This window comes from Paenibacillus sp. FSL H3-0321 (assembly GCF_038002865.1).
GTDB lineage: Bacteria > Bacillota > Bacilli > Paenibacillales > Paenibacillaceae > Paenibacillus_AQ.
This window is the reverse complement of sequence record NZ_JBBODH010000001.1, coordinates 2,535,661-2,551,039: the sequence shown is the minus strand read 5'-3', so window position 1 is coordinate 2,551,039 and position 15,379 is coordinate 2,535,661. Positions and strand designations below refer to the sequence as shown.

The following is a 15,379-nucleotide window of genomic DNA, read 5'->3' as shown; positions in this document are numbered from 1 at the left end:
TTGCAGATGAACGAGGAAAACCTGTGGTGCCTGAAAGAAAACGGGTATCACGCCGAACTGCACAAGCATTATGAAGGACTCTTTACCCAAGGAAATGGCTACATGCATGTCCGCGGAAGCTTTGAGGAGGGGTGCAGTGATGCGCCCCAGGATGAGGACTATCTGCGCTTTCCCGATAACGTAACGCTTGAGAAGCCGCGGCATCCCAAATCTAAGCAGGGAACCTATATCCCGGGCATTGTCGGCCGGCATCCGCTGCTGAAGGAGGAAATTGTCAATCTCCCTTATTATTTGGGGCTTGAATTTCTGTCTGACGGTGAGAGTCTGGATATGGATCGGTGCCGGATCAGCGGCTACAGGCGCTGGCTGGATTTGCGTGATGGAAGCCTTCATCGTTCATTTGTATGGGAAACGGCAGAGGGTATGCAGCTTCACTATACATTTAACCGGTACATCAGCATAGTGGATACCCATCTTTGTATCCAGCGGGTACAGATTGAGGTGTTGTCAGGTGAAGGAAGGCTGGAGGTGAAGGCCACCCTCCGGGCGGATGTGCGCACCAATGGAATGAATCATTTTGCCCAGATTGTTCCCTGGGCGGAATCAAAGGGGAGCCTGTCACTCGATACCTTAACGGAGGAGGGCAATCAAATCTTCATGCTGTCTGCGCTGGAAGTCTCTGAAGCGATGACCTGGCATACTGAAAACACCCAGACGCTGGCTGCGCTACGTGGTGATTGCAGGCTGCAGACCGGGGACCGGTTGACTGTCAGCAAGCTGACTTCGGTGACGACGGATCGGGACATGGAGGAGGGAACGGTCCGCGACAGGGCGCTTACTCATCTTGGGCACGCCCGCGATTTGGGCTGGGAGCAGCTTTATAACCGGCATGCTGCCAAGTGGAAAAGCAAATGGCAGCATGCTGATATCCGCATCAAGGGTGATGATACGGCACAAGTAAGCGTCCGCGCTTCTCTCTATCATCTGATCCGCTCCAATGCGGAACAGGATGCGCGGGTGGCAATCTGTGCCAAGGGCTATGCCGGGGAGGCCTATTTCGGCAGGTATTTCTGGGATACGGAGATCAACCTGCTGCCCTTCTTCCTGCATACCAACCCGCAGGCCGCCCGCAATCTGCTTCTTTTCCGCTACAATACGCTCGAGGGGGCCAGGCGCAACGCGCGGAATTATGGATACCGGGGAGCGCGATATGCCTGGGAGTCCTCGTTAAGCGGCGAAGAGCAATGTGCCAACTGGCAGTACGCTGATCATGAAATTCATATAACGGCGGATGTAGTTTATGCCCTGTACCACTACGTGAATGCTACAGGAGATGATGAATTTCTGGAGCGCTACGGAATTGATATTCTGGTTGAGACGGCCCGCTATTGGTCGGATCGGGTGGATTGGAACCGGGAGGGGTATGGCGAGCTGCTCGGCGTTATGGGGCCGGATGAATATTTGCCATTCACCCGTAACAATGCCTTTACCAATCGCATGGTCAAATTCAGTCTGGAGCAGACCGTTGCTTGTCTGGACAGCCTGCAAAGTAATAAGCCGGATAGTTATGCGTCTGCGGTAGAGCGACTGGGCATTCATCCGGATGAACGGGAGCTCTTCCGGCACACGGCGGAGAAGCTGAGGCTGCCTTACAACAGCAGGATGGAAATTGTTCCGCAATCCGACGATTTCGCCCACTATGCAGATGTGGAATTTGAAAGTCTCTGGACAGACCGGTCCAGGCCATTCGGCCATTTCATTTCCCAAGAGCGCAATTATCGCTCCAAGGCGTTAAAGCAGGCGGATGTTCTGGAATTAATGCTGCTGTTTCCACAGGAATTCTCCCAGGAGCAGATGAAAGCGTCCTATACGTATTATGAGCCGATCACGACCCATGATTCCTCCTTGTCAGCGGCGGTTCACGGCATTGTGGCATCCTGGCTGAATCAAAAGGAAGAAGCGGGAGGTTTTCTGCAGCGGGTGATGGCTATCGATCTCTCCTTGGAGAAAAAGGGTGCTGCTGAGGGGATTCACATCGCCAATTGCGGGGGCCTGTGGCAGCTCATCGTTTACGGATTTGCCGGTTTGACGAGTGCGATGTGGAGCGAGACCCTTCACCTGCAACCCCGGCTGCCTGAGGGCTGGGAGGAGCTGAGCCTCCAGATCGTTTGGCGAGGGGAGCGCTACCGGGTAACGGTTAATCCAGGTGCTTATGAAGTGCACAAGCTGGACGGGAGGGAGGAAGCTATTGCGAGCAAAACTATTTGAGGCAGCCATCTTTAATTTGGACGGGGTCATTGTCGATACCGCAAAATTTCACTACAAAGCCTGGAAGTGTCTTGCCGGGGAGTTAGGGTTCGCTTTCAGCGAAAGAGAGAATGAGCAGCTTGAGCCCGTTTTTCTGATGAGCCATATCGGCGTAGTTAATCACACCGGGGCGGGAGACGGCCTGAATGAATAATAAGCGAACTACCTTATTGACACTGACGCAAATGCGGCCGGATATTCCGTATGCGCTGCCAGGTGGCGGTTTTGTCACTCTGACGCTTTTTACAGATCGCTTGGGCTCACAGCTGCATCTGTTGACCGTATCCAACGGCAGGCTTGTTTTTACCGTGATTCTGGAACGGGGTATGGACATTGGGGAAGTCTGGCTGGACTCTGAGAAGATCAGCTGGAAGCGTGATGAGCGATATCTGCTGCATCCGGAACACGTGGACCTGTCTGACAATGAGCATTCAGGCTGGGATTCGGGCTTCTATGCGGCTGTGGCTACCATCGGTCCTGAAATCTTCGGCACACCCGATGAGATAAGAACCGTCCATGGGACGGGGTCTTATTCCCCGGCGTTACTGGAATCGATACGACTGGTCTGGGATGAGCGGCAGATTTGCTTGGAGGGCAACGTTCCAGTGAGAGGGTATGGAACGTTGCCTGTTTATGAAAAAACAATCCGGATAGTAACGAATTACGGGGCAGCTGCGCTGTTCCGGGAGGATACGGTGCGGAATTTAACGGATACACCCCAACCTGTAGATGATGGTTACCATATCCAGCTGGCGGGGACTTTTATGTCGGGCGGCGGAAGTTATGTTCTGCCGGTTTCGTCAAAAAAACTGCTGCTCCGTGACTCTGCCCCTCCAGAGGAAGAGCCGTTTGCCGTCTACGATTCCGAAACCAGGCTGGACCCGATCCGCTGTTATCAATACGTTCCTGAGCCAGTGGAGGGGCTGTCCGATCTGCCGCAGGTCCGCGATTACTGCGCTGCTGCAGGCGATGGCCAGGAGCTGACGGCCGAGATGCTGGTGAATGCAGGAAAAGATGCCGCAGCCTATGTGATTCGTTCCCTGCAATGTTATCCCCGTTCACTGGTAGCCAAACGGGTGATCGTGGACTGCATGTATGCTCTGGAGCCCTGTAAGACCAGACCCAATTCTATAAAGCAAAAAACGATAGACGGCGAAATTGTCTATATCGGACCCCGTGGACAGTGTACCGGCTGGATCATCTTGGGGGCGACACGTGATCCGCAGGAAATTACAGCCCTTACGCACTTGATCCGAAGTGCTGCGAAGTGAGACAAAACAAAAACACCTTCAAGAGGATGGAACCTATCGTAGGATAGGAGATAACCTTGGAGGTGTTTTCACGTTCGGATTTAAGCGGAAAAATAACCAGTCACCGGTGGACTTCCGGTGACTGGTTGCTTAACCCATGCAAGGTGTTTTCTTTAATTTGCCCCGGGGCTTTCCTCAAATATGGCCTTAACAGTCACCGCCTCATCGGGCATGGTAAAGGTATTTCCGGCAATGTTTAACCCTATTGGACGGATAACCTTCCATCCCTTGAAGATATAGCCCGCCTCAGGTGTGGCTGTTAGCGTAACTTCTGTATCCTTTGCCGCAGAAGCTACATTGGCGCTTGCTGTGCCGCGACCCTCGGTTTCGACTGTGATGCTGTGACTGACCGGTGTAGAGCTGTCAACAATGTTGACGGTGAACTTGACCGGATTCCCTGTATCAAAGGAGATTGTAAATTCCGCCTTATTACTCTTTTTAAGTCCAAGCGCAGCCAGATATCCGTTCTTGATGGTCAAGGTGTTTCCTGTGACGACGTAGCCATCCGGTATTACTGGATTTCCGTTGTATACTATCTCTGTTACAGAGCTTGCTTTATTCCATGTGATAATAGTGCTTGCATCACCGGGTGCATGGAGATCGTAGTTTACACTTTCGGGATTGATTTCCGCATCATCTGCCGGAACCTTGCTAACCTCGGTCACTGCGCTGAATTCACTGTAGCTGAGGTTACGAATTTCAATTCTCATGCGTTGATTATCTTTAGCCTGGTCATCAGCTAACCTTACAATTGCACCGTCATTATTGGATGCTCCTTCTACAGTGATTACTTTTCTATTGCTTTTGTTCATTATTTTATAGTAGTCACCGTCTTTTTCCAATTTCCACTGTTGAGTATCAGGTATTGAGTCTCCGGAAGCTTTTATATTTTGACAGATTTGCTGTATGGCTGAACCCGGAAGAATGTCGATTACATGACCGCTTTGAACAGACTGTATTTGGTAATATCCTGTGCCGAGATCCAAGAATCTCCACAATTGATTATTGCCATCACCATTTGCCCATTGGTTAATCACAGCTTTCGGATCACTTGAAACTTTGTCAACATCCAATGCCTTTCCGCTGTGCTTGGGTTGGATTTTAACCATCTTTTCAGGAATTATTTTCTTAGCACTCGAACTCATATATCCGCCGCTGAATTTATCAATTGTGAGACTGTCGATATTAAATTTTCCGGTATCACCTGCTTTACGTATGAATTTAATTACATTTTTTCCGGCTTTCAGGTTTACTGATTCTGTTGCATCCGTCCAGGTATCCCAGTTCGCTGTCGGAGGTAATGAAACTTGTTTTACTCTCTCTTCGTTAACATACATGGTCATTGTTATATTTGACTTCTGCGCGCCAGAATATCTCAAGGTTGATGTATATGAAGCTGTATTTGGTACGTTTACTTCATATTTGATTGAATCTCCTTCTTGCTCAAAGCCGGCTACAAATCCGTTGCCTTCATACCATAAATGATCCTTAGCAATCTTTAAGCTCCCTTCTCTGGTTGCTTCCTCTGCCTGATATCTCCAGGGAGTACGTTTGTTAAGATGGATACTGTCCATATTTATAATGCCTGAATTATCCGTTTCAGATTTATAAGTGATGGTGTTTTTTCCCTCTTTCAGGCTTAAAGTCTCAAGCTGTTCTCTCCAGACAGTAAGTCCTCCAGTAGCCGGGAGGGTTATATTTTTAACATATGTGCCGTTCAAATACAGACCTAAGGTTTTACCTGCAGTTTCTTTTGCATATCTCAGCTTTACATCATAGGACGCTGCATTCTCAACATTAATAGAAAACTCCACCGATGAGTTAGCTTTTGATAGCCCGGTTACATAACCGATTCCCATATTGCCATCTTTTGCGTAAACTACTTTAGCATCTGTTGATCCCGTAGTTTTTGCATTTTCTGCTCCATAATGCCAGGTAGTTGCTTCGGTAACGGTTATATAATCAAGATTTACATTACCGGTGTCGCCCTGGTCATATTTATACATGATGGTATTTTCCCCTTCATTGAGGAAAACATTGTCATAACGATCAGCCCAGTTGTCCCAGCTTTTTAAACTAAAGAAATCTACCTGTTTGATTTTTTGGCCATTTACATACATACTCATGGTTCTGTCATCATTAAACCCTAAGCTGTAGCCCAGCTTAACTGAATAGTTGCCTGCATTAGCGGCATTTACCTTAAAGGTGACCGCAGAATTTGAAATCCATAACCCGCCGGCAAAACCGGTTCCGCTATATCCCGGATGGTTTTTATCTACCTTTGCATTTCCGGACAATTCGGCACTTTCTGCTTCGTACAATGTGCTTCTTTTTATAATCATGGCATCCAGAGCCAACGTGCTCTTGCCGAAAAGACGGATCTTGTTGCTTCCGGCGTTAAGCTTAATGTTATAAGCTGATTTAATATCGAAGTTGGCATCAAAGCCTGCATTGGATGTAAATGAAATTGTTCGGGAAGCCTCTTGGTTGACGCCCAATTTCATGTTAACAGTATCCGCCGTATTATTATTGTATCTGAAATCCAGTGAGTAGGTTCCTGTAGCGTTCGTGTTTACAGTAAACTCTACATAGTCATTGTCGCTGCTGTTATTGAATTTTTCATATACGCTGCTCGAAGCATAAGCACTTTTTCCAACTACTTTTGAAACTCCTGACAACCTTGCATCCTCAGCTTCATAAATTTCACTTTTTTCCTCTCCTGAGGGTCTGCCCAGAATGGTGCCGGGATTTGAAGGGATTCCGGGATTTATGAAATCATTATCATTCCAATTTATACGTTGAGCTCTTATTCCTCTGTTTCCGCCGCCTTGTCCATGGGTCGGTATGCCATGGTACATGATCCAATCCTCTGTACCGTCTTCGGACTTAAGGAACAAAGGCGATCCCGGTCCATAAGAACTGTTTTCATCCGATCGTTTCATGACAGGTTCAGGATGTTTCTTCCAGGATTCGGCTTTCATAACATCAGATGTTGCATCAGCTACGGATACCCCGACAGAATAGTTATCATTCATAAAGCTGCTTGCGGAATAGGCGAAATAGATCTTGCCGTTTCGTTCAACTACTGCAGCGCCCTCATTTATACTGTCGTGATGTTTTTCCCAGTCATATTGCGGCATTGCCACTGTAGCTTCTTCGCCTTCCAATGTCCACGGGTTCTTCATTTTGACAATCGTTGGACTCTCGTCAAATTTGGTTTTTGCAGGATCATTAGGGTCAGGGAAATAGTAGTATTTTGTATAGGTGAAGTAGCTTTCCCCTTTAATGGATACAACGCCGCATGCCAAACCATAGCCTTGCGTATTCAGAAGTCCCTTCTTGGTGGTAATCTGACCATCGCTGTCTGCATTAGCGGATTCTCCCTTGAGCTCCCAGGTTCCTTCAAAAGGATCGGGAGAGGAGTTCTCCAGGACGTAGGAACTTGGATGTCCATATCCAAAGCTTTCCTCTGGACCTGAAGAGAAATAAATATACCATTTTCCTTCCAGTCTATATATATATGGGCCCCACACAAACCCGGAATTACCCGGTTTCTTCCAAACGATTTTGCTTTTTGCAGTGGATACGCCGAGAATGGTTTCATGTCTTTTTAATGTGATATTATTATCGCCAGAAAAAGCTGAATAGTAATAACCGTCTGCAGCCCTGGCAATTGTAGGATCAGCACCGCCCATAAGCGGGTTTACATAATTAGAAGTTACATCTGCATTAGAGATGCCTGACAGCAATAATGAAAGTATTATCGCAAAGGATAACATAATAAAACTTTTTTTCTTCATAGTAATCTCCTTCTCTAATTAATTTTTAATAAGAACGAAGGATAGCTTTCATGCGATCACTGTGCCAGATTTTAAAACGGTATGTTCACTATACACCCCCCTTAAAGATACAGATCACCAATTGTAACCGCTTGCATATTTTTTTCTGTAGCACTACGCATTCATTATAAAATAAAAGCGGAACTGTTTTTCGGCATCATGTTTTGCGATATTTTGAGGGATTATATTTGCAGGAGAAGAGTCGTGAATAGAAACTCGATTTCCTTGCTTTTTTTTTAGCTTTCTTATGCTATTTTTACTTTATGCCCGATTATTATTTTACAATAAGCTGCTTTACTTGCTCAGGAAGCTCTTCTGGCGATATTTCTTCCCAATGTGTTACACCGCGCAGAAAGGTTGCAAACAGCTTCAAACTTGCATTCTTCTGAAGCTGTTTGCTGGCAGTGAAGCTTAATTTCTTGGTATTCCCTTGAGCTGTGTATCCGGTAAGTTCATAATTGTATCTGCTGTATCAGGATAAAGCCATATCTTTATGCTTCAGCGGATGAATTGACCACGCCGCAAACAGCGCAATAAACATAACATTCATGAAGAAAAAGGATAGGTTCTCTGGAGGTGTCAATTCCCGTTGGCTCAGCACACTCATACCGATGGTCCAACATACCGATTTTCGCTACATACATGACCAGACCAAGGAAGACTGCACAGAGACTTCTATAATTGTTCTTCAGTAATTAATATAGAGCGGTCTTCTTGCTTCCGGCTGAAGATAACCTTACAGTTACCTTAAATAAGAATTGAAAATATCGAGTTTCCGGCTAGATCAGGTATACTAAACAGGGTGATGCGAATTGGATATCATAAAAAATAAAAAAGAGGATCTGCAGGATGGAAAAGCCGGATGCGGCCATTCTGGATGTTATGCTGCCTGACGGAGATGGATTTTCTCTTCTTTCCGCAATCAGAACATTTTCGGACATGCCGGTGCTGTTTCTCTCCGCGCGTGGAGAGGATGAAGACCGGTTGCTTGGCCTTGGGCTGGGCGCGGATGATTATATCGTCAAGCCTTTTCTGCCGAGAGAATTGATTTTACGGCTGATGGCCATTTTAAAGCGGGCATATGCCTTCAATGCTCCCGAGAGGCTCCCTGTCTTCCGCCTGGGCAGACAGACAATAGATTTGGAAAGCGCTGTTGTGCGTAGAGAGGGCACCGAGCTTCCTCTGACAGCCAAAGAACACGCAATATTAATTAACCTGCATGAGAACCAAGGAAGAATCGTAACAAGCGACGCCCTATGTCAGGCGGTATGGGGAGATGACAGCTTCGGCTATGAAAATACATTAATGGTACATGTGCGGAGAATCCGTGAAAAAATAGAAGAGGAACCATCCAAGCACCCGCTGCCGGAGCCGGCGCTTTGAGCTGTTTAATATTAACATTGATGAACCCCATAAGGAGTGCCATGAATATGTTCAAAATTATGATTGTGGAGGATGATCCCAAAATTGCGGATCTTCTGCTGTCTTCTATTTTAAAGTACGGTTATGATGTGGTGCGGGTGAAGGACTTTCAACAGGTGTTTGAGGAATTCCAGCAGGTTAAGCCGGAGCTGGTGCTGCTTGACGTGAATCTCCCGAGTTACGACGGTTATTACTGGTGCCGGCAAATCCGCCGGATTTCCACCTGCCCGGTACTGTTTATTTCGGCCCGTGAAGGTGAAATGGATCAGATTATGGCACTTGAGAATGGCGGGGATGACTATATCACCAAGCCATTTCATTCGGGGGTTGTTCTGGCCAAGATTCACAGCCATCTCCGCCGTGCCTACGGGGAGTATGCGGCGAGACGCGAGGAGCCGGTGATAGAGCTGGAGGGGCTTACTCTCTATCCCGAAAGGCTTGAGCTGCAGCTGGGACAATCCATGGTGACCTTGACTAAAAAAGAATCGGATATAATAGAGAGCCTCATGGAGCGCTACCCAAGGGTGGCCAGCAGGGAGGCTTTGCTGGAGAAGCTGTGGGATCCGCAAGCTTTTGTCGATGAAAATACGCTCAACGTAAATATTACACGGGTCCGGAAGAAGTTCCAGGAGCTTGGCATCGAGGAAGCTGTGCTTACGGTCAGGGGATCAGGCTATAAGTTGAACATCACCTGGACAGAGGACAGCCAATGAAGCTGTTTATCCGGGAGCATACTTTATTGATTGCCGTTCAAATTGTTCAATTCGCTGCAATACTATCCATCTACTGGCTCGACGGCTATAACCATCTTTCGACTGCTCTTTATGCGGCCTTCATAGGTTTTTTCTTCCTTGGCTGTTATCTGGTTCGGCATTATCTCACCCGGCGCCGCTACTATCTTCGCTTGAGCCGGCCATTGGAAACGCTGGACGAATCTTATCAAAAGATTGATAACACACCTGTATCCAAAGCGCTTGAAGAATTGCTGCATGCTCAGTACCGCCATTCTATGCAGCAGCTCATAGCGGTGAAAAAGCAGCAGGAGCAGCACTTAACCTTTATTGATCAATGGGTTCATCAAATGAAAACGCCGCTGTCAGTCATTGAGCTCACGGTTCAGAATATGGATGAACCTGAGTTTGCCAGCATCCGTGAGGAGCTGGAGCGGATGCGAAGCGGCCTGCATACGGTGCTGTACATGGCCAGGCTCCGTGCCTTTGAAAAGGATTTCCACATCAAACCGGTCGTTCTGCCGCAGCTCGTGAACGAGGTTGTGCATGACCACAAACGCCTGTTCATCCGCAACCGGATATTTCCCGAGGTTCTGGCTGCGGATCCCGGGATTACTGCCCAGAGCGATGAGAAATGGCTGTTCTTTATGCTGTCCCAAATCATTAACAATGCCATCAAATATTCAGCGGCCAAAGATACAGAGGATAAAAGGGTTGTCGTTTCCTGCTACTTACGGAACGCTGAACCCATCATTGAGGTCAGAGATCAGGGGATAGGGATCCAGGCGTCTGATCTCAAACGGGTCTTTGACCCTTTTTTTACTGGCGACAACGGGCGGGGGCTGCGTGAATCTACGGGTATGGGACTGTATTTGACGAAGGAGTCTGCCGACCGTCTCGGGCACCGGCTTGAGCTGGAGTCGGAGGTTGGCGTAGGGACAGTGGTGCGCATTGTATTTGCAGCCAATCATTAGCTTACATCCGTGTAATAAAAGTGAAACCTAAATCGATAGTTGATGTTCTGTGTCTCCGGTATAGTGGTTTATAGAAGGATTTAACGCAGGAGAGGAGATAGAAGCATTATGCTGGAGGTAAGACAGGTTAGTAAAATATATGAAGGAAATGTGGCCTACCGGGCTTTGACCGACATTGATTTAACTATCGACGCTGGAGAATTCGTCGGGATTATGGGTCCTTCCGGAAGCGGGAAAACAACACTTCTTAATATGATTGCCACAGTCGACGGCCCAACCACAGGGGAAATTATCATCGACAACAAAGATATAGGAAAGCTGAGCAAAAACGATTTGGCGGTATTTCGCCGCCGGCAGCTAGGCTTTGTTTTTCAGGACTTCAATCTGCTGAATACCCTGACCGTGGAGGAGAATATTGTGCTGCCGCTGACACTGGATGGAACCCAGATCAGCGAAATGAAGCAAAAGGCACAAGCGATTGCCGATAAGCTGGGGATTACCGCCATCATGAAAAAACGCACCTATGAAATCTCCGGGGGGCAGGCCCAGCGGACGGCTATCGCCAGAGCTATGATTCATTCACCCAAGCTGCTGCTGGCGGATGAACCCACCGGTAATCTGGATTCCAAAGCGGCAAAGGATGTCATGGATATGCTGGAAACCATCAACCGGGAACAGAAAACGACCATGATGCTTGTTACCCATGACGCTGTGGCCGCGAGCTATTGCCATCGGGTAGTGTTCATTAAAGATGGCAGATTTTATACGGAGATCCACCGTGGGGACAACCGTCAAAGCTTTTTCCAGAAAATCATTGATACACTTTCGCTGCTGGGGGGATATGGAAATGACGTTCCGTCAATTCGCATTCCGTAACGTCAGCCGGAATAAACGGCTCTACACCGCCTATTTCTTGAGCAGTATGTTTACCGTAATGGTGTTTTTCACCTTTTCCATCTTTGCGTTTCATCCGATGCTCAGCGAAGATCGTATGCAGTCGAGTGCGGTGGTTGCCCTTTCGGTGTCGAAATGGATTATCTATGTGTTTTCCTTTTTTTTCGTGCTTTACTCGATGAGCGCATTTCTGCAATCGCGGAAAAGGGAATTCGGATTAATGATGATGCAGGGTATGACCACCCGCCAGCTGCGGACGATGATTTTTCTGGAGAATATGATTATCGGGTTCGGGGCAACTATTAGTGGTATCGGTCTGGGAATTGTGTTTGCGAAGGGGATTTTGCTTGCCGGAGAGCAGGCGCTTGCGCTCAATGAGCAGCTGCAATTCTATTTTCCGTTCAAGGCGATCTTCCTCACGCTGGCTTCATTCATGCTGCTGTTCATCCTGATCTCCCTGTTTATTTCAGTGGTGCTGCGGAGCGGCAAGCTAATCACGCTCATCAAGGCGGATCGTCAGCCCAAGCGGGAGCCGAAGGCTTCACTGTTGCTGTCACTGCTTGTGGTGGCATTGCTAGGGACCAGCTATTTCCTTTCTTTACGGGCCAGCGGCTTAGATGTTGTGTTCTTGCTTCCGCCTGTAGTAATTATGGTGACTATTGGTACGTATCTGCTGTTCACACAGCTCAGTGTATATCTGATCCGGAAGCTGAAGCGAAAGGAGCGTTTTTTCTGGTTTAAGACCAATATGCTGCTGTTCTCCGATCTCTCCTACCGGATGAAAGACAATGCACGCTCCTTTTTTCTGGTCGCCATCATCTCTACAGTTTCATTTAGTGCCATAGGCGCATTGTACGGATTCCAATCCATGCTTAATGGGGCGCTGACGAAGGAAAATCCTTATCTGTTCACATATCTCGCCGCTGATGGCGACAGTAAGGAACAAGCCCATGTAAAACTGATTGATCAGAGCTTAAGCGAATCCAAGGTTACCGCTGAAAAGACTTTACTTGAGCTTAATTATTATAATACTGCTGAAGGCAATCAAACGCTTACCCTAGTAAAGCAAGCCGAGTATAACCATCTTGCAGAGCTGCTTGGAATCAAACCTATTAAGCTTTCTGACGGGAAGGCGGCCATCGTTGATTTTGGGCTGTCGCGGAAAGGCGAAAAGATGCTCCACCAGCCTGTAAAGCTGCAGTCGGGGATAGTTATCGAAGCAACTCAGGCGGTTGTATCTCCTGCGATACGGGGCATTAGCGGCTATTACATTGTCCCTGATGAGCTGTTTGCCAAACTCGCCCCGCCAGGCCAAGAAAGTCACTATTATGCCTGGCATGGACCGATTAAACAGCAGGGAGCAGTGGCTGCGGGCGGAAAGCTGACCAACAAGCTTCCGTATGACGGAAATTACGAATTTTATGCACTTGAATTTCAGACAAACCGTATTAATGAAAGCTTTGGGCCACTGATGTTCATCGGCTTCTTTATCGGAATTGTGTTTTTTGTCTCTGCTGGCAGCTTTCTTTATTTCCGGCTATACAGTGATCTGGATGAAGATAAACAAAAGTTCAAGGCCATTTCCAAGCTGGGACTGAGCGAAAGAGAGCTGGGCAAGATATTGAACCGCCAAATCAGTCTGCTGTTCTTCGCTCCTATCGTTGTCGCACTGGTGCATGGAGCGGTGGCACTTACCACCCTATCCCACATGTTCAATTATTCAATGTTTAAAGAATCCGTTCTTGTGCTCAGCCTGTTCTTTATCATTCAGCTCGTTTACTTTTGTGTTGTCCGTCTGTTCTACACCAGACAGATTAAATCGGCACTGGCCGGATAAGTCTTATGCCTGTAAATGCACGGGATGTCCCAAAAGCCATGAAATGGCTAATTGGAACACCCTAGTTTTTTGAGCAGGATAGACGTGAGCACATGTTGTAAACGCTCCGCGAACGGGCCGTTGTTCCAATCGCTGTTGTCCCTAAATTTTCAGCAGTTCCGATTCAGATATGTGTCTGGTTAGTTTGTCTAACTCCAAAGAAGGAAACCAGTCGGTCTGAATAACATCATCACTTCCATATTTAACTACATGGGTTACCGTATACGGAGACATGTATAAATTGTGATGGATGAGCGGGTGTACCCTAATGGAATCCCCTCGTTTCATACTTCTCAAAGAAAGCTTACCTTCAACAGACAACTCGGCATACACCAGCCATCCGCTTTGAACCACGTAAAATTCAGTAAGTCCCTTATGAAAGTGACTATTCTGCCAGCCGCCCTCATTAGATGCTTCCGTTCTTATGTAAGATGTTCCGTCGGAGCTTATCAACCGGAACCGTTTTTCACCATTGTCCATCAATTGATGGAACGTCTCGATGCCTAGTTCACGGGCTTCTTCATCAGACAACCTTCTTGGCACGCGGAATCCCCCTTCTATACAGACTAACCTATTCATATTATTCGACGTTGTGTTTTTGTACTCCTTGCTATCCGGGCAGCAAACATACCGGGAAAGGCACCCGATATTATGTTGCAACCCTCTCTAAGCGGTCAATCCAGCTCTTCAGACGGTTATGGCAGCTGTTTGCACGGGCCGGATAATGTTTATGCCGATAAAGTACGCAAAGAAGCCGCTCCTGTGAGGGAACGGCTTCTTTGCTATTTATAAACGCTGATTACACTTACACCAAGTTGGGAATATCCACTGCAGGCTCACTGTCAGCTTCGTAATCGACACCGTCTGTGCGGAAGCCGAACAGATTGAAAAAGTCTTCCTGATATCCGGCAAGGTCGGCAAGTTCAGGGACATTATCCGTTTCCAGCTCGGTCCAGCGGCGCATCACTTCAGTTTGAATATCCTCACGCATTTCCCAATTGTCAATCCGGATCAGGTGGCTGCCGTCAGCAGCAGCCTCGCCGCCGTTGTACAAATGCTCGGCGAACAAACGGTACATCTGCTGGATGCAGTTCTCATGCAGCTCTTTTTCCTTCATCACTCTGTATAGTGCTGAAATATAGAGCGGTACCACAGGAATAGCTGAGCTTGACTGGGTAACCAGAGCTTTGTTGACGGAGACAAAGGCACGACCGCCTTGTGGCTTAAGCTGGTCATTTAAAGCGATTGCTGTTTTTTCGAGATCATTTTTGGCTTGGCCGATCGTTCCGTCCTTATAGATCGGGTGGGTAACTTCCGGCCCGATATACGAATAGGCAACGGTAGTAGCTCCATCTGCAAGAACGCCTGCTGCCTGAAGCTGGTCGATCCACATGCCCCAGTCTTCACCGCCCATTACGGCAATGGTCTGGCGGACCTCATCGTCTGTCGCTGGCTCAATGGTGACGGTAGAGACTTCACCGGAGTGGAAGTTCATCGTTTTGTTCGTATACGCGCTACCGACAGGTTTGATCACAGAAGAGAAAGTTTCTCCCGTTACCGGATGAGTGCGGCGGGGGGAAGCTACACTGTAGATCACGAGATCCACTGTGCCGTATTCGGCTTTAATGAGCTCGATCGTTTTTGCTTTAATGGCATCAGAGAAAGCATCGCCGACGATGCTGTGTGATTTGAGGCCAAGCTTCGCCGCCTGCTGCTCAAGTGCTGCGGAGTTATACCAGCCGGCAGAGGCGGTGCGGGCACCCTCAGCAGGCTTGTCAAAAAATACGCCAATTGTATTCGCGCCTGCACCAAAAGCGGCGGTAATCCGCGAAGCCAGACCGTATCCGGTAGAAGCGCCGATCACGAGAACATTAGCCGGACCATTCAGTTTCTTCTGTGCTTTTACATAGTCAATTTGCTGCTCCACTTGCTTGGCGCATCCCTCAGGATGGGCAGTGGTGCAAATAAAGCCGCGGGTTTTGGGCTGAATAATCATCAAGGAAATCCCCTTTGTTTAGTTTTTAAC

The 15,379-nt window shown here is 47.8% G+C and carries 10 protein-coding genes and 2 pseudogenes; 8 read left to right on the top strand and 4 right to left on the bottom strand.

The window, feature by feature from the left end; all coding sequences use genetic code 11:
• Positions 1-6: 6 nt before the first annotated feature.
• From MHI45_RS11205 to MHI45_RS11195, 3 genes are read left to right on the top strand one after another with little or no spacing between them, the layout of a single operon-like run.
• Positions 7-2,268, top strand: a complete 2,262-nt coding sequence (locus MHI45_RS11205) for a glycoside hydrolase family 65 protein (RefSeq protein WP_341119060.1) — start codon at positions 7-9, stop codon at positions 2,266-2,268.
• Positions 2,249-2,461: a hypothetical protein gene (locus tag MHI45_RS11200; RefSeq protein ID WP_341119059.1), complete on the top strand. Its 213-nt coding sequence runs from the start codon at positions 2,249-2,251 to the stop codon at positions 2,459-2,461. The genes MHI45_RS11205 and MHI45_RS11200 overlap by 20 nt, the downstream gene beginning before the upstream one ends.
• The gene (locus MHI45_RS11195) at positions 2,454-3,578 is read left to right on the top strand and encodes a DUF4432 family protein (protein WP_218642509.1); all 1,125 of its coding nucleotides are present in this window, start codon (positions 2,454-2,456) and stop codon (positions 3,576-3,578) included. The genes MHI45_RS11200 and MHI45_RS11195 overlap by 8 nt, the downstream gene beginning before the upstream one ends.
• A gap of 152 nt (positions 3,579-3,730) precedes the next feature.
• On the opposite strand, the gene MHI45_RS11190 is transcribed toward MHI45_RS11195, so the two are convergent.
• Both MHI45_RS11190 and MHI45_RS35155 read right to left on the bottom strand, forming a co-directional pair.
• Positions 3,731-7,417 (bottom strand): CBM35 domain-containing protein, encoded by a 3,687-nt coding sequence (locus MHI45_RS11190; protein WP_341119058.1) that lies wholly within the window; start codon positions 7,415-7,417, stop codon positions 3,731-3,733.
• Between the two features lie 313 nt (positions 7,418-7,730).
• A pseudogene (locus MHI45_RS35155) lies at positions 7,731-7,913 on the bottom strand (YxeA family protein); the annotation flags it as partial.
• Positions 7,914-8,296: 383 nt separating this feature from the next.
• Between MHI45_RS35155 and MHI45_RS11185 the strand changes: the two are divergent.
• The 5 genes and pseudogenes from MHI45_RS11185 to MHI45_RS11165 form a co-directional block, all read left to right on the top strand.
• Positions 8,297-8,839: pseudogene (locus MHI45_RS11185) on the top strand (response regulator transcription factor); the annotation flags it as partial.
• A 47-nt stretch (positions 8,840-8,886) separates the two neighbouring features.
• On the top strand, positions 8,887-9,591 hold the full coding sequence (locus MHI45_RS11180; protein WP_076109177.1) for a response regulator transcription factor: 705 nt from the start codon (positions 8,887-8,889) through the stop codon (positions 9,589-9,591).
• Positions 9,588-10,583, top strand: coding sequence for a sensor histidine kinase (locus tag MHI45_RS11175; protein ID WP_076109176.1), 996 nt, complete (start codon positions 9,588-9,590; stop codon positions 10,581-10,583). Before MHI45_RS11180 ends, MHI45_RS11175 begins: the two co-directional genes overlap by 4 nt.
• A gap of 108 nt (positions 10,584-10,691) precedes the next feature.
• A complete protein-coding gene (locus MHI45_RS11170; RefSeq protein ID WP_038595620.1) occupies positions 10,692-11,459 on the top strand; it encodes an ABC transporter ATP-binding protein in 768 nt (255 codons plus the stop codon).
• The gene (locus tag MHI45_RS11165; RefSeq protein WP_076109175.1) at positions 11,431-13,314 is read left to right on the top strand and encodes an ABC transporter permease; all 1,884 of its coding nucleotides are present in this window, start codon (positions 11,431-11,433) and stop codon (positions 13,312-13,314) included. The genes MHI45_RS11170 and MHI45_RS11165 overlap by 29 nt, the downstream gene beginning before the upstream one ends.
• Before the next feature lie 141 nt (positions 13,315-13,455).
• On the opposite strand, the gene MHI45_RS11160 is transcribed toward MHI45_RS11165, so the two are convergent.
• Together MHI45_RS11160 and fabV are read right to left on the bottom strand one after the other, a co-directional pair.
• Positions 13,456-13,896 carry a hypothetical protein gene (locus tag MHI45_RS11160; RefSeq protein WP_076109174.1) on the bottom strand — a complete coding sequence of 147 codons (441 nt, stop codon included), beginning with the start codon at positions 13,894-13,896 and terminating at the stop codon, positions 13,456-13,458.
• A gap of 262 nt (positions 13,897-14,158) precedes the next feature.
• Positions 14,159-15,349, bottom strand: a complete 1,191-nt coding sequence (gene fabV, locus MHI45_RS11155) for an enoyl-ACP reductase FabV (RefSeq protein ID WP_076109173.1) — start codon at positions 15,347-15,349, stop codon at positions 14,159-14,161.
• Positions 15,350-15,379 lie beyond the last annotated feature (30 nt).